Here is a 25925-nt window from a genome sequence, read left to right as displayed (position 1 = left end):
GTTCGCCTTTTTTATTGCCCCATGTTTACTGCCAGAGTATCAGCAGTAAAAGAGATCCCCCATTAGCCGTATTTGGTCTAAAGAGCCAGGTCGCCAAGCCCTATACTGAATACAGGATTTTGCTATAGGCCCGATCTATGGCGACCACAACACGCCCCCACAAAGCCGCAGCACGCAAAAAGCATCGCGGCGCCTCTGTCATTGAGTATGGTTTACTTCTCAACGCTATCGCTATTGCTGCGATTGTTGCCATTACGGCGATAGGCGACCAAATCGGCAACCCCTTTAATGATGTAACCGATGACCTGGATGTGGCCACCACATCCCCAGGTGGATCTGGCGGCTCTGGTGGTTCTGGTGGTTCTGGTGGTCCTGGTGGTCCTGGTGGTTCTGGTGGTCCTGGTGGTTCTGGTGGTTCTGGTGGTTCTGGTGGTTCTGGTGGTTCTGGTGGTTCTGGTGGTTCTGGTGGTTCTGGTGGTTCTGGCGGTTCTGGCGGTTCTGGTGGTTCTGGCGGTTCGGGCGGTTCGGGTGGTTCGGGCGGTGGCGGCTCAAGTAGCTCCGGCGGTTCTGGCGGTGATGGTTCAGACAATAGCGGCCCAACCGCATTAGCAAGCAACAACCAACCGCAAACAGGTACTGGTAGCGATTCAGCAATCAGCGGCGGAAACAGCGGAGGTGGCAGTGGCTCTGGCGGCGGTTCCGGTGGAGGCTCTGGTAGTGGTTCCGGCGGAGATGGCCAATCCGGTTCCGGGGCAGGCCAAGGTAGCAGCTCCGGCTCCCCCCCCACACAGTTGGCTTATGTACCTGCTGACACCACAGATCCGGCGCCTAACCGCTTAACATCAGACATCATCTATAGCGGTGGTGCACCTGCAGCTGGCTCACCAGCCGATGAAAATAGCAGCCAATCGGATACAGCCAGCCAGGTCAACGAGGCAGAGGAGAACGAAAACTGGTGGTGGCAACGTCTGCTATTACTGCTAGTTGAAGTTCTGTTCCTCGCTTACCTGATCAGCCTGGCTGTGAAATACCTGCGCAAGCAGCAGCCCAAATCCCAGACTGCCACCTGAGGCTAAAGCGATCTACTTTTCACCACCGGCCTTTAACCTCGCCAATACATCGCGGGCACGATCTTGCTGCTCACTACAACCTGCGGCCTGCAAACGGCTTTCAATATTAGGCTGATGTAAGCTATCTTGCATTTCACTCCAGGCATGATCACCGTCCTCTTCGCAGGATTGTAAATCCGCCACATGGCTCCGTGTAACCTCCAGCTCCGATAACTGTTCCGGTAAATGATTGGCCTTGGCCAAGACACTGGCTCGAACCTGCTGGGCTTTTGCCACACGCAATTCACGCCGATGGCGCCCCACCTCCAGCAAGGCTTTTTGTAGTGCCTGCGACATACTCTCGGCGCGCGCCTGCAACCTGTCGCGCTGCTGAGCCAGGGATTCCAAAATCGTTTCCTGCTGCGCGATATCCACTGCAATATCTTCGACCAAGGACGCCTCCCGCTCCTCGTCCAACAAGCGTCTTGCCTGGGTTTCGCGCTTTACAATTAACTGGCGAATAGAGGCCATCTCCCGTTCAATCTGCTTGCGCGCAACAATGATTTCACTCATCACTTGTTTGCGATCATGAATGGTCTTTTCGACATCAATAATTTCCTGCTCAAACACCGTAAGCGCGTTTGCATCCAATAACACCTGCGCGGACTGACGCGCACTACCGCGCGCCAACGTCATCAATTTCTGTATCACTTGCATGGTTGCCACTCTCCCTTACGCGCCCAGGTCATTAATCATTTTTGAAGTGCGCGCTTCACTGACCTTATTGATCAGACGCGCCGCCTCATGCTCGTCACGCAGTGTTTTTGATAAAGTAATTGTTGAGCTAACCAAAAACAGCGAACTCAGTGCAAAATAGCCTTTAATCAGTAGCGTACCAGGCATCAGAAAAACCCCAGCGGCTATCGCCAGCACCGCAATAGCGAAACTGGTTTTCACAAAAAACAGCCAACCACCGGAATTACTTTTTAAATCAAACTCGTCCATTACAGTCTCCTGTCGATGTGTGCGTTAACAACACCGACAGGATTACCGAGAAGACGAGGCTCAACAACTGAAACCCGAGAAGTATCAGATGCCGCAACGTTTGGCAGCGCTATTCGCGCCTAAGGGGCTTGAACACATCGTAATGCCAATCGCGCATTGCCAGTACGACGGTGGTACCGTGGCGCTGGCCTATCTGCAAACCGGCATCGGTGTTATTAAGAAGATCGAATTCGCGCGCCAGCTTATCGAGCTTGCGTTGAAACTCGTGATTGGAGTGCTCCGACAACATACCGTTGAGCACGGTTAATTTATTCTGCGGCAGATCGAAATGCGCAGAGAAAAGTTCGTTCTTTATAGTCTGATGAAAAAATCGTTCAATCGGCCCGTGTTTGCGCCAGTTGAAATTAGGCGCGATCAAGAGTTTTATACGATTTTTCGGCAACAGCTCGATAATGCGTAAACGATCCAACCGGGCCAGTTTCTGGATACATTCGCTTTCTGAGATCTGATAAAAACTGATAATTTCATCGAACTGCCATCGATTTAACACACATACGGTGATCATTAACATCACCGGGTCGCTAGCAATTTCCTCTTCCTGCTCACGCGTCAGCTCCTGAATAACCACCTGGCGCTCGGTCATGGTTTGCACCAGATCCGAGATCTCCATGCCCATCATCTGACAGATCAATTCCAGTTGCTGAAGATCAAATGCTCGAGTACTGAAAAGACGTTTAACGCTCGCCTCCGACAAACCCAACACCTCCGCAACATCGCGATATTTCAGCTTGTGGGCCTTGAGTGTCACCTTCAACGCATCGACAATTGCTTCTACCTGAGCCATGCTTTCCCCTAGGAACCGCCCTCAAAGGATCAAATATTGATACCTCACAGGGAAAATAGCAATACAATACGGATCAATGTAGCAATGACTGCTACCCGATGGCAGATTAGGCCCCCATCAAGCGGCCCTCACTAAAGGAATGAATATGCCACGCCTAAGCGCTTTCAGCGGATTTTTACCCTATATCGCCATTGTCTTTCTCAATGCCTTTGTCGATTTGGGCCACAAAATCGTTGTGCAAAATACCGTCTTTAAAGTCTACGACGGCAACACCCAGGTCATACTGACGGCTATCGTCAACGCCCTGATCCTGTTGCCCTTTATTCTGTTGTTTTCGCCGGCGGGTTTTCTGTCCGATAAATACCCCAAGCATAAAGTGATGCGCTATAGTGCCTGGGCGGCGGTTGCCGCCACACTGCTCATTACTGCCTGCTATTACGCTGGCTGGTTTTGGGGTGCCTTTGCCCTTACCCTGGCTCTGGCTATTCAAAGCGCGCTCTACAGTCCAGCCAAATACGGTTATATCAAAGAGTTAGTCGGTAAGGAGCCTCTTGCTCGCGCCAATGGCGCCGTACAGGCCACCACCATTACCGGGATTTTGCTGGGCACTTTTGTGTTTTCCGGTCTATTTGAATGGCTATTGCAGGCAGTCGAGCCCAACGACACCAGTGAAATTATTACCACCATCGCACCGATCGGCTGGATTCTGGTGGGGCTTTCCGTCATTGAGTTGATTCTCTGCTATCGCCTGCCAAGCAAATCCATTACCCACCGTCAGCAGCATTTTTCTGTTCAGCGTTATGCACGTTTAGATTATTTGAAAACCAATCTTCGCGCGCTAAAAAAACAACCGGCTATTTGGCAATCAATTATTGGTCTGGCAACCTTTTGGGCGATCTCCCAAGTGGTGTTGGCCGCCTTCCCGGCCTTCGCCAAAGAAACCCTCAATGAAACCAATACCCTGGTCATCCAGGGCATTCTCGCCTGCACAGGTGTCGGGATTATTATCGGTTCCATGCTCGCCGGTCGCCTGTCACGTAACTATATCGAGCTGGGTTTAATTCCCGTGGGCTCGCTGGGGATAACATTAATTCTGGCTCTGGTCCCCACGTTAGACTCAAGCTTTATGCTTGGCCTGTGCTTTTTAGGACTGGGCATTATGGGCGGCCTGTTTATTATCCCGCTCAACGCGCTGATCCAATTCAATGCCGATGAAAGTGAACTGGGCACCATATTAGCCGGCAACAACTGGATTCAAAATGTCACCATGCTGGCCTTTCTCGGCCTAACCGTGTGTGTGTCACTGCTGGAACTCAGCACCCAGGCGCTACTGGCACTGTTAGCGGTAGTGGCGCTGTTGGGAACCGGTTATACCGTTCGTAAACTCTCCCATGCCTGCGCTCGCATTGTTGTAGGTTTTTTATTTAAGGGGCGTTACCGCATTGATGTTAGCGGTTTTAAAAATTTGCCCGCAGAAGGCGGGGTGCTTTTACTCGGTAATCACATCAGTTGGATCGACTGGGCACTGGTGCAAATTGCCTGTCCTCGCCCTGTGCGATTTGTTATGCAGCGTGAAATTTATAACCGCCGCTTTATCCGCCCGATTATGAAATTGTTTGGTGTTATTCCCATTGCCAAGGGCCACAGTGAAGACGCGCTACAAACGATCAACCAACTATTACGCCAAGGCGAGGTAGTCTGTTTGTTCCCGGAAGGTGCCATTAGTCGCACAGGCCAACTGGGAAAATTCCATACGGGCTTTGAACGTGCGGCGGAAGGCCTTTCAAGCAGCGATGCGGTGATTGTACCTTTCTATCTCCGCGGCCTGTGGGGCAGCAAGTTTTCCCGCGCTACAGAACGCCTGCGCGAACAGCGTAACCCCAAAGGTATACGTCGCGAACTGCTTGTCGCCTTTGGCCCACAACTGGCCATCAACACTCAGGCCGCCGAATTAAAGCAGCGAGTATTTGAACTCTCCATTAGCGCCTGGGAAGAACACACAGAACAGATGGATAATATTCCCCTGGCCTGGATTAAAACCGCCAAACGGCAAGCTAATCAGTGGGCGGCAAAAGACAGCCGTGGCGAACGCTTTACCTACCGTCGCCTGCTTAGCGCCACGCTGATGACTGCTGCCAATATGCGTCGCAAAGAGCGCTCTCTAAACGACAACCATCTCAACATCGGTATTCTGCTGCCTGTTAGCAGTGCCAATATGGTGACCAACATGGCCGTGATGTTAAACGGCCATGCAGTGGTAAACCTCAATCCGCATATGGGCACAACTATCGAGCAGCGTCAGGCATCACTTTTGACCATGCTTAACGATGCCAATATCGATACCATCTACACCTCTGCGTCGATGCTTGCCGAGTTACAGGCGCAAGGCCTTAATGTGGAATCGATATTTGCCACTCGGCAAGTGATCGATATTGCCGAGCTAACTAAAGGTAACAACCCAAGTCGCAAACGCTTTTACCGCTTTATCAGTCGCTGGTTACCAGCCTCTGTGCTTTACCGCCTCTGCGGTCGTCAGCGCAACGTCAACGACCCTGCGGCCATCCTGTTTACCGAACGCAAGGACAAACCCAATCGCGGCGTTTTGCTGAGCCATCGCAATATCGTCGCCAACTGTCGCCAGCTGAGCGATGTGTTAAATACGCAAGACTCGGACGTAATGATTGGCTACCAGGCGCCCTATCACGCTTACGGTTTTACCTCTGCCATATTACTGCCCATGCTCGAGGGTCTGCCGGTTATATGCTGCCCGGATAGCCAAGACACCCAAACCTTCGCCAAAACCATTGCCCGCCAACATGGCACCGTATTGTGCGCCGATGCCGAACTGTTACAAACCTTAATCAACGACAACACCGTCGGCCCTCTGATGCTCTCTAGTTTGCGTTTGGTTGTTTGCGGCGGAACACCACTGCCTGCGGCAACACAGGCAGCCTTTGAAAATAAATTCCACCGCGCCGTGTACCAGGGTTACGGTTGTACGGAAGCCACGCCGGTTGTCAGCGTCAACCTGCCTGATGCTTTGGACACTCAGTATTGGCGTATACAAGTGGGCAACAAGCCCGGCAGCGTAGGACTACCCTTGCCGGGCACCAGCTGCAAGATTGTCGATGCCGACACCCTGTTAGAGAAAACGCCGGGCGAAGCAGGTGAAATTCTGATTTCTGGCGCCCAGGTGATGCTGGGCTATCTCAACAGTCAAAACCACTGCAATGAGACGGCTAACGAGGTGAGCAAGGAGATTGTCACCCTGAACGACAAGCGACGCTGGTTTAGAACCGGGGATAGAGGTTATATCGACAGCGAGGGTTTTCTTACCCTCACGACCTAGGGACGCTCAACAGAAGGCGAGATTTACTCGCCGTCTTCCGGATGATCGAGTAGATGGCCGAGTTTACCCTTTTTGGTAGACAGGTACTTGGCATTGTGTGGGTTGCGACCAGTCTGGTGTGACAAACGCTCGGTGACATTCACCCCCAACTCCTGCAGGGCTTTTACCTTGCGGGGGTTATTGGTCATTAGCTTAAGCTCTTTGATACCCAGGTGATCGATCATGGGCTGCAAAATGGTGTAATCACGCATGTCGGCACCAAAACCCAATTGCTCATTGGCTTCAACGGTATCAGCACCCTTGTCCTGCAGGCGGTAGGCTTTGATCTTGTTGAGCAGACCAATACCACGACCTTCCTGACGCAGGTAGAAGATCACACCACGACCCTCTTGGGCAATACGGTGCATAGCGGCCTGCAATTGCGCACCGCAATCACAGCGCAGGCTGAACAGGGCATCGCCGGTCAAACATTCAGAGTGAATACGGGCCAGGACAGGCTCGTCGCCTGTGATATCGCCCATGGACAGCACAACGTGCTCTTTGTCGTGCTCCAGGTCTTCAAAGCCATGCATTTCAAAAATCCCCCAAGGGGTTGGCAATTTCGAAGACTCAATGTACTTGACCGTCACTATATAACCTCACAACTCAAGCGGCGCCGCATTCTAACGGATTTAGCTCCCTAATGCCCAATTTTAGGGCCCATTTAGGAATATCGCTTGTTGTTAAAACTTGCTCTCCAGGATTAGCACTCCATTTTCCTGGGTCATCTGTACCTTGCTGAGGTAACTGTTACCCAACAAGATAATCTGCGGGAAATCCCCATCAGTAATGGAGGCTTCCACGTTATTCACTTTTACCGTACCCACCGAAACACTGTTCAGCATCACCTGGTAGGCTTGTGTCAGCCCATTGGCAGTACTGACAGTAATGGGGGTACCTTTGCGATAATCAATCCCTAATTTCACCGCTTCAGTCTTGCTCATCGCAACTGAGGTTGCGCCAGTATCCACCATAACCGTAACCGGACGACCATTGATACGGGCCGGAGTGACAAAATGCCCGCCCCGTTTTGACGATAGATGCACCGTATTCTTTTCCGCCGCCTTATAGGTTGAGGAAATGCGTCGCGACACCCCCAGTTTGTGGCGCTGGCCATCCATCTCAATCACGGCATGCTTGCTATTGGCATCCACTAATAACACGCCCTCCGGGCTGCGCTGACCTTTGCGCAGGAGCCGCTGTTTGCCATCAATCACCAGCATGGCACTGCCTGAGAACAGTGCCCGGACCTCCACCGAGGCGGCCCATAGACCGGCTGAAGCCAACAACAAAACACACCCGACCAGGGTGGCTATGGCTTTTATACAATAGCCCATCATCTACTCCCGAAATTCTGAATATCGTCCTTGTAGCAGTGCTGCGGGCAAGATTAGAGGCTACACCAGCACCCTATAACAGCCAGAGCGCCAGCCCCTGCATCACCAACCAGGCAAAAACGCCAGCCAGCACATCGTCAATCATGATGCCCAGCCCACCATGGACATGCTTGTCCAACCAGCGAATTGGCCAGGGTTTCAATACATCGAAGATACGGAACAGGATAAACCCTATTATCACCCACGACCAGCCTGCAGGGGCCAGCAACATGGTGATCCAGTAGCCGACAAACTCATCCCAGACAATACCCGGGTGGTCGTGCACGCCAAGATCATCTGCGGTTTTACCGCACAGGTATACACCAACAGCAAAGGTCACGAGCAGCATGATCACGTAGGGGATCAGGCTCAACTCTGCCAACAGCAGGTATAGAGGAATCGCCGCCAGGGTACCCGCCGTACCCGGCGCCTTGGGCGATAACCCCGAACCAAAGCCAAAGGCCAGCCAGTGAACGGGTTGGCGAATCAGCTGTGGAAAAGAGGGAGAGGGAAATGACATAAGGATCCTAACGGTAACACCCGGCTCAAATGGCCAGGCTAGAAGTGCTGATAACCGGTTTTAGTCAGCACGACCTCATCACCCTTGTGTAAGCACCTAACGTCCTTGGCATCGGTCATACGGCCGATCAGGGTGGCTGGTAAACGGTGACGCGAGCATAATGCTTCGAAGGTCTTCATTTTATCGGTCGGTACGGTAAAGCACAGGTGATAATCATCCCCCCCGCTCAGCGCCCACTGCAGAGCCTGCTCCGGCTCCACCAGTTTGTTGAGAGGCTCAGATAATGGCAGGCGTTCCAGGAAAATATCGGCACCAACGCCACTCTGCTCACAAATATGGCCAAGGTCAGCCACCAGGCCATCGGAAATATCGATACCGGAAGACGCAATGCCACCCAGATGCAGAGCCGTCGCTATTTGCGGTTGTGGGCGATAGTAGTGATCCATAAAGTAATTAAAAGCGGACTTGCCCACCTCCAATTCTTTTTTGATCACCGCTAAAGCGGCAGCACCATCACCCAGGGGGCCCGTTACGAAAACACTGTCTCCGACGTTGGCATTGCCACGCAATAATGCTTTTTTAGGATCTACCGCGCCGTGAACCTGGATGGTGATACTCAGATTACCGCGGGTGGTATCACCGCCAACCAGGCTGATATTAAAATCGTTAGCCACCCGAAACAGCCCCTGGCTAAACCCTTTCAGCCAATGGTCATCGGTTTTTGGCAAGGTTAAGCCCAAGGTAAACCACAGGGGTTCGGCGCCCATGGCGGCAAGGTCACTTAAGTTAACTCGCAGCGCACGCTCGGCGATTAACTCAGGGTCGGCATTGCTGGGGAAATGGATATCACCCACCAGGGTGTCCATGGAAACGGCCAGTTGTTTGTCCTGCGGTACTTGTAACAAGGCACAATCATCACCAATGCCTAAAGCCACACCGTAAGACGCGGCGTTGCGAAAAAAGTACTCTTTAATTAATTCGAACTCGCCAACCGCCATCGTGATATCCCTTTCACATAACCGCTATTTGTTAGCCTTAACTTCCACTGCACGAAGTTCTGCAGCAGCGCGATCCAGCACACCATTAATAAACTTGTGGCTGTCTGCCGCGCCAAATTTTTTCGCCAACGCTACCGCCTCGTTAATCACTACCTTGTAAGGCACATCCAAACGGTGTTTGAACTCATAGGTAGCCAAACGCAACAGCGCCAACGTAATCGGATCCAGTTCCTGCAATTCACGACCCTGTAGATAAGCGGTAAAACCTTCTTCCAGCTCCGTTAGATGTTTGGGTACACCGTGCACCAGCTCACGAAAGTAAGCGACATCAACTTTGCTCATATCATTGTCGGTATGAAACTCGGTTTCGATTTGATTAATCGCTGCACCGGTCATCTGCCATTGATATAAAGCTTGCATGGCATAGTGTCGCGCTTTGCGACGTGCCGCAGGGGATACTGACATTAAAATAATCCGATTGTGTATCTAAACGCTTTTGTCGCTCCCACTATCGGGAGCAACAGTTTTACTTAAAGTTATACTTTGCCCAGCAGAGAAACCATTTCCAACGCAGTGGTCGCGGCTTCTTCACCTTTGTTACCAGCCTTGGTGCCGGAACGCTCAATAGCCTGCTCGATGGAATCAACAGTCAGGACACCAAAGGTCACAGGCACGCCAGCATTCAGAGATACCTGAGCCAGACCTTTAGTACATTCGCCAGACACATACTCAAAGTGTGGTGTACCACCGCGAATCACAGCACCCAGAGCAATAATCGCATCGAACTCACCTTTGGCGGCCAGCTTCTGGGCAACCAGTGGGAATTCAAAAGCACCTGGCGCGTAGTAGATGGTGATGTCTTCGTCATCGATACCGTGACGACGCAGGGTATCCAGGGCACCTTCTTTCAGGCTTTCTACAACAAAGCTGTTCCAACGGCTTACGATTAACGCGTACTTACCTTTACAACCGCGGAAATCACCTTCAACAACATTAATTTGGCTCATGAGTTTTTCCTGTTTTCACTCGTCGATAATTTTGTTAACTGTTCTTACTCGACATCGATACGCTTGCCGTCGGTATCGAGGTACTCCACCACTTCCAGATCAAAACCGGAGATAGCGCTAAAGCGGAAAGGTGCGCTCAGCAAACGCATTTTCTTCACACCCAGATCACACAGGATTTGCGATCCGGTGCCCACTTGCTTGTACACCAGGTCCTGGCTTGGACGTGGCTGCTTGCCAGACAGCATCCAGTCGATGCTCTCTTCAATATCGTGACTGCTTTCGGTGTGACAGATCATCACCAAGGCTCCGCGACCTTCATCAGCAACCGCTTTCATAGCACGATGGAAAGTCCATGGGGTGTAGGTTTTGTCCACTTCACGCTGGATGGTTAATACATCGCGCGCCGTGCTACCCACGTGTACGCGAACCAGTGCCGGATCATCAGTGCGCACATCGCCTTTAATCAGGGCGAAGTGACGCTCCTGACGGGCTTTATCCAAATAGGTACGCAGCTGGAACTCACCGAACTCGGTATCCACAGTGCGCTCATTTACACACTCAACGGTTTTTTCGTTAATAGAACGGTAGTGGATTAAATCGGCGATAGTACCGATTTTCAGATTGTGCTCTTTGGCAAACTTTTCCAGATCCGGACGACGGGCCATGGTGCCGTCTTCGTTCATGATCTCAACAATAGCTGCGGCCGGACCAAAGCCCGCCAGACGAGCCAGATCACAACCGGCTTCGGTGTGGCCAGCGCGGCTCAAAACACCACCGGGCTGAGCCATCAGCGGGAAGATATGGCCAGGCTGAACAATGTCAGTGGCCTTGGCATCGGAGGCAACGGCAGCGCGAACGGTACGGGCGCGGTCAGCAGCAGAAATACCGGTAGTTACACCTTCAGCAGCCTCAATAGAGACTGTGAAGTTGGTGGTGTGCTGAGCGCGGTTGTCGTTCACCATCAGCGGCAGGTCCAACAGGCGGCAACGCTCTTCAGAGAGGGTTAAGCAAATCAAACCGCGGGCATGGGTAGCCATAAAGTTAATGTCTTCGGCACGCACCTGCTCGGCAGCAATCACCAGATCGCCTTCGTTCTCACGATCTTCGTCATCCATCAGGATAACCATCTTGCCCTGGCGAATATCGTCGATCAGTTCTTCTACTGTGTTGAGTTCCATACCTGTTTGCCTTCTTAACCGGTCTTAAAGACCCGTCTTTCTATCAGTGTTCGTTCAATCGTGGGTTATAGCGACTTACTTACGGGTAAAACCGTTTTCGGCCAAAAACTCCAGGCTAATACCGGAGTCCTGACCACCGCTCTCGGCGGCTTTATCACCTAATAATAGCCGCTCCAGGTAGCGGGCGATCACATCCACTTCCAAATTGACACGACTGCCTGCTTTATAGGTACCGATCACCGTCTTTTCAATGGTGTGCGGTACAATATTTAGCTCAAATTCATCGCCATCGACGGCGTTTACCGTCAGGCTGGTGCCATCAATCGTAATCGAGCCCTTGTGGGCGATATACTTGGCCAGCTCTTTCGGGGCACGCAAGCGGAAACGCTCGGAACGACCATCCGGACTGCGGCTAACCACTTCACCCACGCCATCGACATGGCCGCTAACCATATGGCCACCCAAGCGGGTTTGCGGCGTCAGGGCTTTTTCCAGATTGACCTTATCGCCCACCTGCCATTTGCTGACGGTGGTGAAATCCATGGTTTCTACCGAGACATCGGCCCAGTAGCCATCACCCGGCAGCTCGACCACGGTCAAACACACACCGTTAGTGGCGATGGAATCACCCAGTTGCACATCGCCCAAATCCAGACCGTTGGATTTAATGCGCAGACGCAGGTCTCCGCCCTTGGGCTCGGCAGCGACAATCTCGCCAACCGCTTCAATAATGCCTGTAAACATAGTGCTTTCTACCTCTCCTTTACCCTAGTCTCTACCCTAGCCTTCGGGGTCAGGAATCAATGTAAATCGCCAATCACCGCCAACCTGGCGCACATCCTTGATTTCCAGCGGCATTTGCTCACCCATGGAGTCCATCGGCAAGTCAAACAATGGGCGGGCGCTGCTACCCAGCAGCTTGGGAGCCATATATACCACCAGCTCATCGAGCAGTCCCTGACGCAAGAATGCGCCGGACAAGGTGGAACCGGCTTCTACCAACACCTCGTTGCACTGTCGCTGTCCCAGCTCGCGCACCAAGGCCCGTAAATCGATACGACCATCACGGCCAGGCAGGCAAATTTGCTCTACCATTTGGCCATCTGCCCCCAGCAATTCGGGGTTAGGCTCCGCCTGAACAGAGACCACCAGCACGGGGGCGGGCGATTGTAACACCTTTGCCGTGGGCTTGAGCTGTTGATTTGAGTCTAAAACCACCCGTAATGGCTGTTTTTCGGCCGCAAGCACGGCATTTTCCAGCAATAACTCGTTTTCGCGCACGGTCAGTGACGAATCATCATGATTAATGGAGCCAATCCCGGTGATCACCGCACAGCTTCGCGCTCGCAGCGCCTGGACATCGGCTCTAGCGCGGGGACCGGTGACCCACTTGCTCTCGCCACTGGCCATGGCCGTTCGGCCATCGACACTCATGGCCAACTTGCAGCGCACCAGCGGCACGCCGGATTCCATACGCTTGATAAAGCCGGGGTTGAGGTAATAGGCATCCATTTCCAAGACCGGGCCATCAACTTCAACCCCTTGATCGCGTAAATACTGCACCCCACGACCCGCCACCTGTGGATTGGGGTCTTCCATACCAAACACCACCCGGCTTACACCGGCTGCAGCCAGGGCCTCACAACAGGGGCCCGTCTTACCGGTATGACTGCAGGGCTCAAGGCTGACATACGCTGTAGCACCCTTGGCCTTGTCACCGGCATCGGCAAGCGCATTGACTTCAGCATGGCCTTCGCCAGCACGCACATGCCAGCCCTCACCGACCACGTCATCGCCCTGCACGAGGATGCAACCCACTCTGGGATTGGGCATGGTGCTGTACAGGCCTTTCTTGGCCAAACCAATGGCCCGCGCCATAAAGCCGCGGTCTGCTGTGGATATCGTCATACGTAAGAAATAAATCTGGGAATAAAGGGTGAACTATGAATAAAGCCTAGCGGATTACACCAGGCTTTTTGGCGTGGGGCGGCGCTCCAGGCGATCGATTTCTTCGCGGAATTCGTTGAGATCCTGAAAACGGCGATACACCGAGGCAAAGCGGATATAAGCCACTTCATCGAGCAAGCGCAGCTGCTCCATCACCCTTTCGCCCACACTCAGCGAGTCGATTTCACGCTCACCGGTGGCCTGCAGGGCATGCTTGATCTGCGCAATGGAAGACTCTATAGCTTCAATACTGACCGGGCGCTTTTCCAGAGCGCGAAGGAAACCGGCACGCATTTTTTCCTCATCAAAAGGCTCGCGAGAGCCATCCTGTTTGATGATACGCGGCATCAGTAACTCTGCTACCTCATAGGTAGTGAAACGTTCATGACAGGACAAACATTCGCGACGGCGGCGTACTTGATCGCCTTCCGATACCAAACGCGAGTCAATCACCTTGGTATCTTCAGCACTGCAAAAGGGACAATGCATGGGACTCAGCCTCAGCTGGTGAAATTGGCGGGCAGTTTACCATAGCCCAAGGGCTGTGACGAAACTCAGCATATAAAGATGGCAGAGCATAAGCCCACACACTGTAAGCACTTACAAACTTTCATATTCACCCAAATGGGTGAGACCTTTTGCCAAAGCAAGCTTTAGCCTCCATATTTACCTTTATTATCGTTAGTTTAATAGCAGCTCGGAAACTCAACCTATGCCTGCCCTTGTGACCGACAACCTCGCAGCCCAGCACCCAATGGCCACCATTAAGCTGCTTGCGCCGCAGCCACCGCAGGGCTGGGTCCGTCGCCAGTATGTCATGAGCCGCTTTGACCAAGGCATCAAGCTAGGGCGTCAGGTTTTTCTGGTTACTGCTCCGGCAGGCTATGGCAAAACTACCGTCCTGGGGGAGATTAGCGAGCATCTCCTAGCTCAACACTGGCATGCCGCTTGGCTACATCTAGATGCCAGCGATAGCAGTGCCCATATATTGAGGCTGTACATCTTGGCCTCTCTCAAGCATGCCGGTATTGAGTTAAACGACTTTGCCGAAGAACGCCTGTCCAATCCTCGCCAAGCGAGTGCTAGTCAATTTGCAGCCTCACTGAGCGAACACTTGCACCACCAAGCTTCACCCACCGCACTTATTCTCGATGACACCCACGAACTGCACAGCGAAGAAACTATTCAAGAGCTGGCAGCATTAGCCAAACACACCAACAATAAATTTATTCTGATCAGTGGAAGTCGCATAGAACCCGCGTTCGCCACCGCTAAAATCAAATCACAGGGGCGATTACATCAAGTAACGGCCGAGGAACTTCAATTCTCACTGAACGAAGCCAAGCAGCTTTCACCCCAAACTGCCACAGGTCAATTGTCTGACGATGAGCTGCAGCAACTTCTTCACAAAACCAGCGGCTGGCCAGCCCTTTTTAATATGGCGATTGAAATCACTCGCCAATCCAGCCACAGTCAAATTACCGCAAATCAACTGAAAGGCAGCAGTCAAGATATTGCGAATTATCTCAAAGAAGAAGTGCTCAGCTCTGTAGACAGCACATTGCGTAAAGCGCTCCGCAACATATCCCTATGCCCCAGGCTAAACCATAATTTAGTCAGTGCCATCACCGGTGACGATAGACTGACTCAAAAAATACGCCAACTTCCAGGGCTGGGACTTCTTATCCAAAATTTGGATAGCCAGGGGTACTGGTTCAAAATCCACCCTCTATTACGAGACTTTTTACTGCAAGAAGTGCAACAGCTAGAACACAGTGAACGCGAAGATCTTTATCAGCAAGCCAGTCAATGGTTTTCCAGTCATCAGCTATATGCAGAATCCATCGATCTGTTGATTAGCAATCAACAACATGAACAGGCTCTTGAGCAGCTTTCTCTATATGGCAATGACATTATTGGCAAGGGTGAAATCTACAGTTTCCTTAGCTTGATTCGGCGCCTTCCTGAAGGCGTTGTCCGCAGCCAACCTCAACTTTTATTACAACAAGCCTGGCATCACTTGCTTGTCAACGACGTATCTCTGTGCGACCTGGTACTGGAAGAATTTCGAGAACTCTTCACTCAGCAACCGATTACGAATTTTAGCCATGACAATCTACGCGCAATTGAAATCACTCGCGATGTCTTCCAAGAGCGTTACAATAAAGCCATTGAAAAAGCCTTACCCATCTTAGATAAACTACCCAGTGAACCCGCCTTTTTACGCAATACGGTTCAGGTTGATTTGGCTATATGCTATTACCACCTCGGCGACATACAAACCGCCATCAACTACGCCAGACAGTGTCATCTTAGCCCCACTGAAACCAGTGAAACTTACAGCGCTTTTTATGCTCGCATCACTTTGTTAATGTGCTATTTAACACTCGCCGATCCCACCAATATTAATCGTGAGTTTCAAAGCCTTTGCCAATGGCTGGCAGAACTCAACAGCCCCTCCCAACAAATACAGCATTTCACACAGGCGATCGATGCGATCATTGCCTATCTTAATGGTGATCTTCAACGAGCAAAAAAACTGTTTGAGACATCCAGAACGGCAATGAAATCCCTGGCTGACTCAGCAGTACTTGGATGGATAGCCGTGATACAAAGTCGGGTCTATTTCGACCTCGGCGAAACCACCGAAGCCATACAGCAATTGCGTGACCTACTGCAGCTGGCAGAGAAACGTAAGACACCTATTGTACAGGGATTTATTTCCGGTGAACTGATTCGCCTGGCACAGCTTATCGGCGATAACAACACCGTTAAATTCACCCTCGATAAGCGCCAAAAACTTCACCCCCTTGAACAGAAAGACCTCGCATCCATCATTGTCTATATGGATTACGGTGACGCCTGTGCACTGCTGGGCCGCAAGGACTATGCCCAACTTGCCGTTAAATTAAAGAAAACGATTCGTCACTTGGAAGAAGCCAACTTCCGCTTTCAACAAATTGACTTTATGCTCACGCTGGCCGAGGGCTATCGACAAGCTGGCAATGACGATAAAGCCAAACTGATGCTAGAGCAGGCCTTACTTACCGATAGCCACTGCTGCTGCAATCAGTTATTACGCAGCCGATTCGACACGCTTGGCAGCCTCTATGATGATATTCGCCTCACCTCGCCATCCCCTATCCTGCGAGAAAGAATGGCTACACTGCTGGCAGGCTATAAACCAACCCCCGAAGATCACCAACCCCAAGAACCTTTAAGCAAAGCTGAGCTCAAGGTCGCCAACTGCCTAAAACAGGGGATGAGTAACAAAGCTATTGCTGAAAATCTGTTTGTCTCTGTTAACACGGTAAAAAGCCACCTAAAGTCGATTTATGCCAAGCTCAATGTCACTAGCCGCACCCAAGCCATAGGTCGCCTAAATAAACATCACTAAGCCAAAACCATCATGCAGGCTTAAATAACGCTATCCGTTATAACTCAATAACTTAACAAGTCCAGCCACTTACACACTCCCCCTCTGCTCTGGCCATTTTTCACCCCTCCGGGTGACGTTCTCACCCGCTATCACCTCTAGCATGGAACCATAACATCAAGATTGAAATTGAGAGCGACACAAGGGGGAAAACCCAATGTTTAAAATTGATCAGATTCCAGCGCTGCAGCTTGGAATTTCCGGTTTGGATGCCGGTTTAACGGAAGAAGAACAAGCCATTCAGGAAGTGACCCACCGCTTTGCGGCCGAAGTCATGCGTCCTATTGCCGAGAAGCTAGACAAGATGTCAGCGGAAGAGGTCATCGCTCCAGGCTCCCCGCTGTATGACTATCTGGAACAAGTCCAAGCCAGCGGCATTATTGACCTGGAAACCATGGCCTCCATGGATAAAGAGCAAAAAGCACGCATTATTCCGTTGATATTTGAAGAGCTGGGATGGGGCGATGCCGGCCTGGCCATTCTATCTGTAGCCACTTCTTTCCCTGCGTTTGTTGCCCACGGCACAGGCGACCCTGAACTGATTGAAATTTTTGGCAGCCGTATTGGCTGCTGGCTTGCCACCCAACCTGACCGCGGCAGCGAAGTCGTTGATCTTGATGGTCGAGAACTCGCCACTGGAGCCAAACAAAACAAAGGGAATTTAAGTGCTCACATTGAAGGCAACCACGTTGTGGTTAGTGGCCAATCATCCGCCTGGGTCAGCGGTGCGCCTATTGCACAAACCGCCCTGGCCTATATTCCCTGTGATTACGGCGAAGGTTTATATAAAGCAGACGGTTCACTCAACCACATCGCAGTTCTAATCGATCTGGAACAAGACGGGGTCTCCAAAGGCAAACCACTGGATAAAGTCGGCCAGCGCCCTCTACCCCAAGGCGAAGTCTTTTTTGATGATGTACGCGTGCCCAAAAAAAATATCGTTGCCGATGATGCCAAACTGGCCGCTGATTTCTTTGGCGTACTGACCTTTGCCAACATGGAAATGGGTTTCACCTTCACCGGCTTGGCACGTGCCGCCTATGAGCACAGTTTGGCGTATGTCCATGAACGCAAACAAGGTGGTTGTCCGATTATAGAGCATCAATCCGTAAAACTGCGTTTGTTTGATCAGTGGCAAAAAGTCGAAGCCTGCCGCGCCATGGCTCGCCGTGTAGCCAATTTTAATTATCTGGCTCCCGACCCGCATTTAGTGGCTTCAATTACGGCAAAAACGTTTGTAACCCGCAGTTGTTTCGAAGTGGCCTCAGAGGCCGTACAGCTTTTTGGCGGCAATGGGCTCACGCGCGAGTATCCGGTTGAAAAGCTAATGCGCGATGCCCGCGCTTCCATGATTGAGGATGGCGAGAACAACATTCTTAACTTGAAAGCCGCCAGCTATATCAGTGAGTGGTTTAAAGAAAACCATATCGATTAATAAAACCCAATAATTTCTTAAAAAGAGTATACCGAGAGTACGGAGAAATATTATGAGCAAGAAACCCGTTGTTATTTATGGTGCAAGTGGTTACACAGGTCGTCTTATTGCTGAATACCTGCGTGAATACGAAATTCCATTTATTGCGGCCGGTCGCAGCCGCGAAAAAATCGAAGAAGCCATGGCAAAAGTACCTGGCATAGAAACAGCTGATTACGAAATTGCGACTGTCAATCACACCGTTGATGAACTGGCTGAACTGTTACATGGCAGTCAGGTTTTCTGTAACACCGTAGGTCCTTTCATCAAGTTCGGTGAAACAGCTGTAGAAGCAGCACTCAAAGCCGGCGTTCACTATATTGACACCACAGGCGAGCAACCGTTTGTAGCCGCTGCCAAAGAAAAATATGACGAGCAATTCAAACAAGCCGGTCTGGCACTGGTACCCAGTACTGCTTACATGTATGCCACCAAAGAAATTGCAGCACAAATCGTTTTGGAGCAAGAAGGTATCGACAGCATTGAAGCAGCACTGCTGGCATCTGGCGTACCGACCTATGCGTCTACCCAGAGTATCTTCGGCATGTTTATTAACGACAACCTGTACCTGGAGAACGACGAGCTGAAGCCATGGCCAAAAGCCAAAGGCTATGAAATCACTGTACCTGGCCACGCCATCAGTCAACTGGCCCATCCATGGGGTGGTGGTTCACTGCCAATCTGGTTTAAAGATGACCCACGCGTTAAAAGTGTACGCCAGCTAACTGCGTTCACTAACCGCCCCATGTTTGAAAGCATCTTGCAACTACAAGCGCACTACGAGGCCGAAATTAAGCAGCTGCCCATGGACGAGCAAATCGCCGCACTGAGTAAAATTGGTGATGATATGCAACCGGGCATGCCTCCTCGCGAAAATATGCTGCAGCATCGTTGTATCGATTTTGCCGTAGGTCGTGGTACCAGCGGCAGCCGTACCTGTGTAATCCGCAGTGGCCCTGGCTACCTGCAAACCGGTGCAATTCAAGCTGCAGCCGCCCACAAGCTGCTTAACGGTGGCCCAGATAATGTCGGATTCTGCTCTCCTGGCCAAGCCTTTGGTTACCGTTACTTATTAGGTGCACTGAAAAACTTCTTCCCGGTAGACGTTGAAGTTTACTAAGCCATTTTTATCTGACCAAAACTCCCCAGGCCGACAACAATTTTCCATCGGTCAGGGGAGCACTATTTGACCATTTCATAGCTGCCCATCGGGGCAGTTATTGGCTGTATCGAGGAGCGATCCATGCGCGTTATTGATTTCTTTGATAAAGGTGCCAACCTTTATCCGAACAACCTGGCTTTTGTAGAACCGGGCTCAGAATATACCTACCAACAAGCCCAACAGGAAAGCCACCACATTGCCTCGGCAATCCGTGGTCACGGTTTTGGCAAAGGAACCAATATAGGCATTCTCGCTCCTAACAGCAACGCTGCATTTTTAGCACTACTTGGTTTGATGCGCGCCGAAGCAATCTGGCTGCCCATCAACCCTCGCAACTCCGTCGAAGCCAATATCGATCTGCTGGATCGCTTTGAAGGTGAAGTACTTTTCTATCACAGCTACTTTGAGAAAGAAGCCCAAGCAATTCAATCACAGGTTAGCGGCATCAAAGCTTTAATTTGCCTAGACAGTGATCAGGGCGCAGCACAAGCCTTAAGTAGCTGGATCGCCGATTATCATATGACGTTTCCAGCAACGACAGAAAACCCCAACGATATTTTTGCACTCTTCCCTACCGGCGGCACCACCGGTAAGCCTAAAGGTGTCATGATCACCCACAAAAATATCGAAACCATGTATGCCAACTACTGGTCGGCCTTTAAGTACCATGATGATTCCCGTCACCTTGTCGTTGCCCCCATGACTCACAGTGCCGGCATTATCGGCTGTGCCCACTTTGCCCGTGGTGGAACTAACTACATGATGGCCAAAGCTGACCCTGAAGGCATTCTTAAAGCGGTACAGGAATACGGCATCACCCATTACTTCGTACCACCGACTGTGCTTTATATGATGCTGGCACTGCCCAATGTGCGTGATTACGATCATTCTTCACTGCAGCATATCTTTATCGGTGCAGCGCCAACGTCTTTGGAAAAACTCAAAGAAGCGATTGATGTCTTCGGCCCGGTAATGACTGAAGCCTTTGGTCAAACCGAAGCGCCTGCATCAATCACCGTAAAAGCACCTTGGGACTATCTGGATAAAGACGGCAACATTATTGAATCTCGACTGGCCAGCATTGGTCGTCCTGCCGCATTCAATCAGGTAGCTATTCTCGATGACAACGGCACTGAAGTACCACGCGGTGAACGTGGTGAAATTTGCGTTAAAGGTGAACTGGTAACGCCGGGTTACTTCAACAATCCAGAAGCCACCGCCGAAGTGCGTGAATTTGGCTGGCACCACACTGGCGATATCGGTGTGATGGACAGCGAAGGTTTTGTTAAAATTGTTGACCGCAAGAAAGACATGATTATTACCGGTGGCTTTAACGTCTTCCCCAATGAAATTGAGCAAGCGATTACCCAACACACGGCCGTGCAAGATTGCGCTGTCGTCGGTGTACCCGATGAAAAGTGGGGTGAGGCAGTGAAAGCCGTTATCCAATTAAAACCCGGGATACACGCCACTGAAGAAGAAATTATCACTCATACCAAAGCCTTATTAGACAGTGTTAAAGCACCCAAGTCGGTTGATTTTATCGACGATCTACCGCGTAGCCCGGTGGGCAAGGTGTTAAAAACTGAACTTCGCAAGAAGTACTGGGAAGGTCGTGATCGGGCGGTAAATTAAGATGACAGAAAAAATCGTAATTGCCGGCGTTGGTATGATCCCGTTTAAAAAGCCCGGGCAGAGTGACACCTATGACGTGATGGGTGAGCGTGCAATTCGCAGCGCACTGAAAGACTGCGGCCTTGAATACAGTGATATTCAATCCGCTTACGCCAGTTATGTGTATGGTGACAGTTGCGCGGGCCAGGCCGCCCTGTATCGTGTAGGCATTACCGGCATTCCCGTGGTTAATGTCAATAACAATTGTGCCAGCGGCTCCACTGCATTTTCTCTCGCCACCCAAGCTATTAAACACGGTATTCACGAATGCGCACTGGCCGTTGGTTTTGAGCAGATGCAACCAGGCGCTATCGATATGGTATTCCCGGATCGCCCGGGCCCTATTGAGCGTCACAATAAAGCCGCCGCCGATCTCGTGGGTTTAAGTGAGGCCGAGCGTAAACTGCCACCGGCGGTACAACTGTTTGGTTGCCAGGTTGATCTGACCAAGGAAGTGTATGGTATTGATGATACTGTACTGGCCGAAATCACAAAGAAAGCACACCGCCATGCGGAGTTTAATCCCTATGCGATCTTCCGTGATCCTTTAACCACAGAGCAGATTCTTGCTGGCGACCCGGTATTTCGAGGCCTGCGCAAACTCTACGCCTGCCCACCCAGTTGTGGCGCTGCTGCCGTTATTGTGTGCACGGAAAGCTTCGCCAAAAAACACAACCTGGATTACAGCGTACAGGTGATTGGCCAGGGCAACTGTAGCGATAAAGCCGAATACTTTGAATCTGACCCGCTCGACATTATGTTCCGCGCCTTAAGTCGCGATGCGGCTAACCAGGCCTATGAAGAAGCCGGTGTAAGTCCGCATGACATCGACGTCATCGAATTACATGACTGTTTTACCAGCAATGAAATCCTGACCTATTCAGCTCTTGGTCTGTGTGAAGATGTCGATATGGAAAAGTTCATTCTGGAAGGCCAAAACACCTACGGTGGCCAAGTGGTTGTCTGCCCATCAGGCGGTCTGTTGGCCAAAGGCCACCCTTTAGGCGCGACCGGACTTTCACAAATTACCGAACTGGTATGGCACCTGCGTGACAATGGTCAAGCTGAACAGCGTCAAGTAGAAGGCGCACGCACGGCACTTCAGCACAATGGCGGCCTGGGCAGTGCCGGCTTCGTCAACATTCTTCAAAAAATGTCTTAATCGGTTTCTTAGGTCTCTGCTGGGAGCTTCGGCTCCCTTTTTTATTCACGTTTATAGCGTTTTCGCAATATGATCAGCCAGCTGATCCAAAAGTTGTTTTTGCGCCAACACTAATGCTCCGTAACCGTCATTAGCCAGGGGCAAGCGAGAATTAAACTCCTCCTCAACCGTAACCTTGTTTTTCTTTATGTCGGTAACACGCCAGTAGGCAACTAATTTTGCGTGGCCTAGATGGTCACCGTGCAGCTCAGAAATACGAATATCAATACGTTGCAGCCAAACGGCGGAACTTGACGCCTCGGAACTGACTTTCTTACCACTCACCGCAGCAAGGCTTTCAGCCAGATAGCCACGTAAACTTTCCCGCAAAGGTTCAGCCCACTGATGGTATCGGGCGTGATGGATCTCACCAGGCATTACCTCCAACACCAACCCCGAACCATCTATATAACTGGCAACCGTTAATTGGCCAATACCTATCTGTGCAGGTACGGGATCATCAACACTGGCCAATTGTGCGTGCCGCAAAAGATAGTAGTTTCTCTCAGGTTCAGTAGCTGAACAGCCGACCAGCTGTAAAAAACCTAACATCAGGCACAGTCGCATTAGGGAGCCTCCGGTTTCGGATCCGCTTTATGCGACCCTGAGAATATTAATGAATTGGGGTTGTCTGCCAGTCGGCGACTAAGCTCGTCCAGATTTTCCAGCGTTCGATTCAATTCGTTAACTGAGTAACCCAGATTTTGATAAAGATTCGAATCCTGTGAAAACCCATCGAGCACTTCTCGAAATTCGTTTATCGTGGCAGTGAGATTTTCAGGCAGAGCTTGTGTTTGCCGATGCTCCAATAAACTGTTCACAGAACTCAGTGTCGTATTAAGCTGGCCAATGACATCATTGGCACTGGCTACCGTTGCCTCCAAGGGCAAGGCATTCAGCTTATCCAGAAAGCTTCTAATCTGTTGTTCCAGACGATCAACTCCGGTTTGCACGGTTGGAATGACGGCGTATTCATTAAATTCGCTTAAACTGGCAACATCCTCTTCTGGATAGTAATTTAACGTCACTAACTGCTTGCCGGTTAACAAGTTGCCCGTTTCCAAGGTGGCTCTTAAACCATTCTGTACACCAACCTCAATGGTTTTAGTCAAGGCATCTGTCGCCGCCGACACATCGGGCACTCCCATACGCCCAGGTTCCAGATAAATTAATACTGGAATATCCTGCCCCATGCCCATCATGCCTTCACGGGTCAGTTCTTTAAGCAAAATGCGGACAACGCGGCCTACTTCTATTCCACGATACTCAACCGGAGCACCCGATTCCAAGCCCCGCAAAGATTGGGAAAACTTCACTACGTAATAGCGACCATAACGATAAGGGTTTTCCAACACATCATCGTAACTGTCATACAATTTCAGCGGTTCATCCACATTAATGGTTTCCCCTAACGGCAATCCTGGAATCGCGTCAAAGGTAATCCCACCACGCAAGACCGTTTCCAATGATCCCATATTGAGCTCCAAGCCTTGCGCAGACGCCACCAAAGAAACGCCGCTGGCATTCCAGAATCGGGTGGAACTCTTGACTAACTTATGGAAAGGCGCATCGATAAAAACATTGTATTCAGCGCGATTATTGTCAACATTAAACTCCATCGCCTCAACCCGCCCCACCTCATAGCCTCGATAAAGAACACTGTCACCGACACTGACTGCACCCGCTTGCGCAGCGTAGAGCTGTAATCGCATCCCCGGTGCATCAACGGGTGTTAACGGTGGTTCCTCCAGACCAATAAACTCGCGGACTTTTTCCGTGCCATTACCAGGAGATAACTCAATATAACCGCCGGACAAAATCGTACTGAGCCCTTGGATCCCCTGCGCACCGATACGCGCTCTTACCACCCAAAAACGAGTGTCTTTACCCAACAAATCTTCTGCTTCTTTTTCAAGTTTAACGGTAGCCACTACACCTTTGCCCGGAGAGCGAAGGCGTACGCTTTCCACCAACCCCACATCAACATTGAGTATTTTGACTTTGGTTTTTCCCGCCTCCAAGCCCTCGGCAGTCTCAAAACTGATTGTGATAGTAGGCCCCTGGCTGAGGATAGTATGTACCACCATCCAGGCACCGGCGATCAACGACACCAAAGGGATTATCCAGATCGATGAGAATTTTCGCCCTTGAGATGTCTCCGGTGTCAATCCTGCTTCCGTCACGCGCGCTCTCCAGCCATTGAATCGTCTTTATCCTTATCATTATTTGATTGATCCCACATTAAGCGAGGGTCAAAACACTCAGCCGCAATCATGGTGACTATAACGACCCCCGCAAATGCCATAGCAGCGATTCCCGGACGAATAACCAGCAAACCACCTAAATGAACCAAGGCCACGAGGATAGCTACCACAAAAACATCAATCATCGACCACTTCCCCATCAACTCTGTGACCCGGTAGAACACTGTGCGCTGTCGCTCTGTACCCGGCACGCCGCGTTTTAGACTCCAACACAAATAAAACAACATGATGAGCTTACCCAAAGGCACCATCACGCTAGCAATAAAAATGACTGCGGCAATGGGAATCGAACCCAATTGAATGAGCAATACGACGCCGCCAATAATGGTACTTTCCTCAGACTGCCCCAATTGATCGGTGATCATAATCGGTAAAACATTCGCCGGAATATAAAGAATACACGCGGTAATCAAGAGTGCCATGGTTCGCTCAACACTGTTATTTTTACGTAAGTGCATGGCGGCACCACAGCGAGGGCAATGGTGTAGTTGCTTATCTGCCAATTTGAAGCATACATGACAAGATACCAGATTCTTGTAGGCCGCGGTCTGACGCCAGCTATCGGTCTGCATCTTTCACCTCATGTTTTACATCGCTAGACTCCAACGCATCAATTCTTCGCCAGCACTGGTAACGATCAAGGGTTGCCAAGGTCATCGTAAAGAGGATAAAAAATGCGCCATAGGACCAAAAGGACACGCCCATAACAACCGTCGCCATCTTGGCTATTTTCACCAAGCTGACTAACACCCCGATAAAAAATACTTCCACCATCGACCAGGCCTGCAGGGTAAAGACTATTCTCCCCACCAGAGGCAACCAGGGATGCGGCTGCTTTCTGATTAGATGCACAGCCATCCAGATCATCATGCCCAACACCAATGCAGGCACCCCCAAAATAAATGCGCCCACCAGCACAGCCAGATCTGGCATATTATTCAACCACAGCTTATATACCGTCTGCGGCAAGGTAATAACACTTTCCAGGCCACTGGCTTTGAAAGATAAAAAGGGGAAGCTGCATGAGAGCAGAAGCATAATTAAGGCCGAACTGCCATAGGCAATGACTCGATGCAGCTCATCAGCCCGATAAGTAGTTAATCGATGGCCACAGCGATGACAATTTGCGCGATCACCATCCTTGAGGCCCGACATATCATAGATCAAATCACAGGATGGGCAGGCCATTGAAAGCGCTTGATGATCTAGTGTATGACTCATGATCCAGTTTCAATTCCCTGATTTTGACTTGATAAACACCCAAAGAAGCTATTTATGATACAACTCTACCATAGAGTTGCTACAGCCATTAAAGGTTCCAAGTTGATTCCATGAATATAGTCGTCTGCCACCTAAGTAACCACTTACTCAACCTAGCTATATTCTCACGCGCACACAAAAA

General features: G+C 50.8%; 24 protein-coding genes. 7 read left to right on the top strand and 17 right to left on the bottom strand.

The window, feature by feature from the left end; genetic code table 11:
- Positions 1-137: 137 nt before the first annotated feature.
- Entirely contained in the window at positions 138-1070 is a 933-nt protein-coding gene (locus ACGHZ6_RS01635; RefSeq protein WP_390617043.1) for a hypothetical protein, read from the top strand.
- Between the two features lie 12 nt (positions 1071-1082).
- Here ACGHZ6_RS01635 and ACGHZ6_RS01630 read toward each other — a convergent pair whose 3' ends face one another.
- From ACGHZ6_RS01630 to ACGHZ6_RS01620, 3 genes are all read right to left on the bottom strand, one after another.
- A complete protein-coding gene (locus tag ACGHZ6_RS01630; protein ID WP_390617041.1) occupies positions 1083-1766 on the bottom strand; it encodes a PspA/IM30 family protein in 684 nt (227 codons plus the stop codon).
- Between the two features lie 15 nt (positions 1767-1781).
- Positions 1782-2054: a YiaA/YiaB family inner membrane protein gene (locus ACGHZ6_RS01625; RefSeq protein ID WP_390617040.1), complete on the bottom strand. Its 273-nt coding sequence runs from the start codon at positions 2052-2054 to the stop codon at positions 1782-1784.
- Positions 2055-2163: 109 nt separating this feature from the next.
- Positions 2164-2898: a helix-turn-helix domain-containing protein gene (locus ACGHZ6_RS01620; protein ID WP_390617039.1), complete on the bottom strand. Its 735-nt coding sequence runs from the start codon at positions 2896-2898 to the stop codon at positions 2164-2166.
- Positions 2899-3043: 145 nt separating this feature from the next.
- Between ACGHZ6_RS01620 and ACGHZ6_RS01615 the strand changes: the two genes are divergently transcribed.
- Positions 3044-6247: an MFS transporter gene (locus ACGHZ6_RS01615; RefSeq protein ID WP_390617038.1), complete on the top strand. Its 3204-nt coding sequence runs from the start codon at positions 3044-3046 to the stop codon at positions 6245-6247.
- 23 nt (positions 6248-6270) lie between these two features.
- Here the strand turns inward: ACGHZ6_RS01615 and ribA are convergent, their stop codons facing one another.
- The 10 genes from ribA to nrdR all read right to left on the bottom strand — a co-directional run bounded on the left by ribA (position 6271) and on the right by nrdR (position 13801).
- On the bottom strand, positions 6271-6876 hold the full coding sequence (gene ribA / locus ACGHZ6_RS01610) for a GTP cyclohydrolase II (protein ID WP_390617037.1): 606 nt from the start codon (positions 6874-6876) through the stop codon (positions 6271-6273).
- Positions 6877-6969: 93 nt separating this feature from the next.
- Positions 6970-7626 (bottom strand): TIGR02281 family clan AA aspartic protease, encoded by a 657-nt coding sequence (locus ACGHZ6_RS01605; RefSeq protein WP_390617036.1) that lies wholly within the window; start codon positions 7624-7626, stop codon positions 6970-6972.
- A 70-nt stretch (positions 7627-7696) separates the two neighbouring features.
- Complete coding sequence (locus ACGHZ6_RS01600) at positions 7697-8182, bottom strand: phosphatidylglycerophosphatase A (RefSeq protein ID WP_390617035.1); 486 nt, start codon at positions 8180-8182, stop codon at positions 7697-7699.
- A 38-nt stretch (positions 8183-8220) separates the two neighbouring features.
- Entirely contained in the window at positions 8221-9180 is a 960-nt protein-coding gene (thiL, locus tag ACGHZ6_RS01595) for a thiamine-phosphate kinase (protein WP_390617034.1), read from the bottom strand.
- Positions 9181-9204: 24 nt separating this feature from the next.
- Entirely contained in the window at positions 9205-9645 is a 441-nt protein-coding gene (gene nusB, locus ACGHZ6_RS01590; RefSeq protein WP_390617032.1) for a transcription antitermination factor NusB, read from the bottom strand.
- A 71-nt stretch (positions 9646-9716) separates the two neighbouring features.
- Positions 9717-10187 carry a 6,7-dimethyl-8-ribityllumazine synthase gene (ribE, locus tag ACGHZ6_RS01585; RefSeq protein WP_390617031.1) on the bottom strand — a complete coding sequence of 157 codons (471 nt, stop codon included), beginning with the start codon at positions 10185-10187 and terminating at the stop codon, positions 9717-9719.
- 44 nt (positions 10188-10231) lie between these two features.
- Positions 10232-11365 (bottom strand): bifunctional 3,4-dihydroxy-2-butanone-4-phosphate synthase/GTP cyclohydrolase II, encoded by a 1134-nt coding sequence (ribBA, locus tag ACGHZ6_RS01580; protein ID WP_390617030.1) that lies wholly within the window; start codon positions 11363-11365, stop codon positions 10232-10234.
- A 75-nt stretch (positions 11366-11440) separates the two neighbouring features.
- Positions 11441-12109: a riboflavin synthase gene (locus ACGHZ6_RS01575; RefSeq protein ID WP_390617029.1), complete on the bottom strand. Its 669-nt coding sequence runs from the start codon at positions 12107-12109 to the stop codon at positions 11441-11443.
- Positions 12110-12145: 36 nt separating this feature from the next.
- Positions 12146-13273 carry a bifunctional diaminohydroxyphosphoribosylaminopyrimidine deaminase/5-amino-6-(5-phosphoribosylamino)uracil reductase RibD gene (gene ribD, locus ACGHZ6_RS01570; RefSeq protein ID WP_390617028.1) on the bottom strand — a complete coding sequence of 376 codons (1128 nt, stop codon included), beginning with the start codon at positions 13271-13273 and terminating at the stop codon, positions 12146-12148.
- Positions 13274-13327: 54 nt separating this feature from the next.
- The gene (gene nrdR / locus ACGHZ6_RS01565) at positions 13328-13801 is read right to left on the bottom strand and encodes a transcriptional regulator NrdR (protein WP_390617027.1); all 474 of its coding nucleotides are present in this window, start codon (positions 13799-13801) and stop codon (positions 13328-13330) included.
- A gap of 223 nt (positions 13802-14024) precedes the next feature.
- Between nrdR and ACGHZ6_RS01560 the strand changes: the two genes are divergently transcribed.
- The 5 genes from ACGHZ6_RS01560 (at position 14025) to ACGHZ6_RS01540 (ending at position 22220) form a co-directional block, all read left to right on the top strand.
- On the top strand, positions 14025-16709 hold the full coding sequence (locus tag ACGHZ6_RS01560; protein ID WP_390617025.1) for a LuxR C-terminal-related transcriptional regulator: 2685 nt from the start codon (positions 14025-14027) through the stop codon (positions 16707-16709).
- 196 nt (positions 16710-16905) lie between these two features.
- Positions 16906-18183: an acyl-CoA dehydrogenase family protein gene (locus ACGHZ6_RS01555; RefSeq protein ID WP_390617024.1), complete on the top strand. Its 1278-nt coding sequence runs from the start codon at positions 16906-16908 to the stop codon at positions 18181-18183.
- A 52-nt stretch (positions 18184-18235) separates the two neighbouring features.
- Complete coding sequence (locus ACGHZ6_RS01550; protein WP_390617023.1) at positions 18236-19342, top strand: saccharopine dehydrogenase family protein; 1107 nt, start codon at positions 18236-18238, stop codon at positions 19340-19342.
- Positions 19343-19465: 123 nt separating this feature from the next.
- Positions 19466-21019, top strand: a complete 1554-nt coding sequence (locus ACGHZ6_RS01545) for a class I adenylate-forming enzyme family protein (protein WP_390617022.1) — start codon at positions 19466-19468, stop codon at positions 21017-21019.
- Position 21020: 1 nt separating this feature from the next.
- Positions 21021-22220 (top strand): thiolase C-terminal domain-containing protein, encoded by a 1200-nt coding sequence (locus ACGHZ6_RS01540; protein ID WP_390617021.1) that lies wholly within the window; start codon positions 21021-21023, stop codon positions 22218-22220.
- A 51-nt stretch (positions 22221-22271) separates the two neighbouring features.
- Here ACGHZ6_RS01540 and ACGHZ6_RS01535 read toward each other — a convergent pair whose 3' ends face one another.
- Genes ACGHZ6_RS01535 through ACGHZ6_RS01520 form a run of 4 tightly spaced genes read right to left on the bottom strand, consistent with a single transcriptional unit; the run spans position 22272 to position 25744 of the window.
- Positions 22272-22826, bottom strand: a complete 555-nt coding sequence (locus tag ACGHZ6_RS01535) for a membrane integrity-associated transporter subunit PqiC (protein ID WP_390617020.1) — start codon at positions 22824-22826, stop codon at positions 22272-22274.
- The gene (gene pqiB / locus ACGHZ6_RS01530; RefSeq protein ID WP_390617019.1) at positions 22826-24442 is read right to left on the bottom strand and encodes an intermembrane transport protein PqiB; all 1617 of its coding nucleotides are present in this window, start codon (positions 24440-24442) and stop codon (positions 22826-22828) included. Before pqiB ends, ACGHZ6_RS01535 begins: the two co-directional genes overlap by 1 nt.
- On the bottom strand, positions 24439-25095 hold the full coding sequence (locus ACGHZ6_RS01525) for a paraquat-inducible protein A (protein ID WP_390617018.1): 657 nt from the start codon (positions 25093-25095) through the stop codon (positions 24439-24441). Before ACGHZ6_RS01525 ends, pqiB begins: the two co-directional genes overlap by 4 nt.
- Positions 25082-25744, bottom strand: a complete 663-nt coding sequence (locus ACGHZ6_RS01520) for a paraquat-inducible protein A (protein ID WP_390617016.1) — start codon at positions 25742-25744, stop codon at positions 25082-25084. The genes ACGHZ6_RS01525 and ACGHZ6_RS01520 overlap by 14 nt, the downstream gene beginning before the upstream one ends.
- Positions 25745-25925 lie beyond the last annotated feature (181 nt).

The organism is Maricurvus nonylphenolicus, from assembly GCF_042854845.1.
Taxonomy (GTDB): domain Bacteria; phylum Pseudomonadota; class Gammaproteobacteria; order Pseudomonadales; family Cellvibrionaceae; genus Maricurvus; species Maricurvus nonylphenolicus.
The sequence above is the reverse complement of the archived record's forward strand: the minus strand, read 5'-3'. Positions and strand labels throughout refer to the sequence as shown.

Bases quoted from the DNA above. Each gene is read 5' to 3' on its own strand.
- ACGHZ6_RS01635 (WP_390617043.1), top strand. From the start codon at position 138: ATGGCGACCACAACACGCCCCCACAAAGCCGCAGCACGCAAAAAGCAT.
- ACGHZ6_RS01630 (WP_390617041.1), bottom strand. From the start codon at position 1,766: ATGCAAGTGATACAGAAATTGATGACGTTGGCGCGCGGTAGTGCGCGT.
- ACGHZ6_RS01625 (WP_390617040.1), bottom strand. From the start codon at position 2,054: ATGGACGAGTTTGATTTAAAAAGTAATTCCGGTGGTTGGCTGTTTTTT.
- ACGHZ6_RS01620 (WP_390617039.1), bottom strand. From the start codon at position 2,898: ATGGCTCAGGTAGAAGCAATTGTCGATGCGTTGAAGGTGACACTCAAG.
- ACGHZ6_RS01615 (WP_390617038.1), top strand. From the start codon at position 3,044: ATGCCACGCCTAAGCGCTTTCAGCGGATTTTTACCCTATATCGCCATT.
- ACGHZ6_RS01605 (WP_390617036.1), bottom strand. From the start codon at position 7,626: ATGATGGGCTATTGTATAAAAGCCATAGCCACCCTGGTCGGGTGTGTT.
- ACGHZ6_RS01600 (WP_390617035.1), bottom strand. From the start codon at position 8,182: ATGTCATTTCCCTCTCCCTCTTTTCCACAGCTGATTCGCCAACCCGTT.
- thiL (WP_390617034.1), bottom strand. From the start codon at position 9,180: ATGGCGGTTGGCGAGTTCGAATTAATTAAAGAGTACTTTTTTCGCAAC.
- nusB (WP_390617032.1), bottom strand. From the start codon at position 9,645: ATGTCAGTATCCCCTGCGGCACGTCGCAAAGCGCGACACTATGCCATG.
- ribE (WP_390617031.1), bottom strand. From the start codon at position 10,187: ATGAGCCAAATTAATGTTGTTGAAGGTGATTTCCGCGGTTGTAAAGGT.
- ribBA (WP_390617030.1), bottom strand. From the start codon at position 11,365: ATGGAACTCAACACAGTAGAAGAACTGATCGACGATATTCGCCAGGGC.
- ACGHZ6_RS01575 (WP_390617029.1), bottom strand. From the start codon at position 12,109: ATGTTTACAGGCATTATTGAAGCGGTTGGCGAGATTGTCGCTGCCGAG.
- ribD (WP_390617028.1), bottom strand. From the start codon at position 13,273: ATGACGATATCCACAGCAGACCGCGGCTTTATGGCGCGGGCCATTGGT.
- nrdR (WP_390617027.1), bottom strand. From the start codon at position 13,801: ATGCATTGTCCCTTTTGCAGTGCTGAAGATACCAAGGTGATTGACTCG.
- ACGHZ6_RS01560 (WP_390617025.1), top strand. From the start codon at position 14,025: ATGCCTGCCCTTGTGACCGACAACCTCGCAGCCCAGCACCCAATGGCC.
- ACGHZ6_RS01555 (WP_390617024.1), top strand. From the start codon at position 16,906: ATGTTTAAAATTGATCAGATTCCAGCGCTGCAGCTTGGAATTTCCGGT.
- ACGHZ6_RS01550 (WP_390617023.1), top strand. From the start codon at position 18,236: ATGAGCAAGAAACCCGTTGTTATTTATGGTGCAAGTGGTTACACAGGT.
- ACGHZ6_RS01545 (WP_390617022.1), top strand. From the start codon at position 19,466: ATGCGCGTTATTGATTTCTTTGATAAAGGTGCCAACCTTTATCCGAAC.
- ACGHZ6_RS01540 (WP_390617021.1), top strand. From the start codon at position 21,021: ATGACAGAAAAAATCGTAATTGCCGGCGTTGGTATGATCCCGTTTAAA.
- ACGHZ6_RS01535 (WP_390617020.1), bottom strand. From the start codon at position 22,826: ATGCGACTGTGCCTGATGTTAGGTTTTTTACAGCTGGTCGGCTGTTCA.
- ACGHZ6_RS01525 (WP_390617018.1), bottom strand. From the start codon at position 25,095: ATGCAGACCGATAGCTGGCGTCAGACCGCGGCCTACAAGAATCTGGTA.
- ACGHZ6_RS01520 (WP_390617016.1), bottom strand. From the start codon at position 25,744: ATGAGTCATACACTAGATCATCAAGCGCTTTCAATGGCCTGCCCATCC.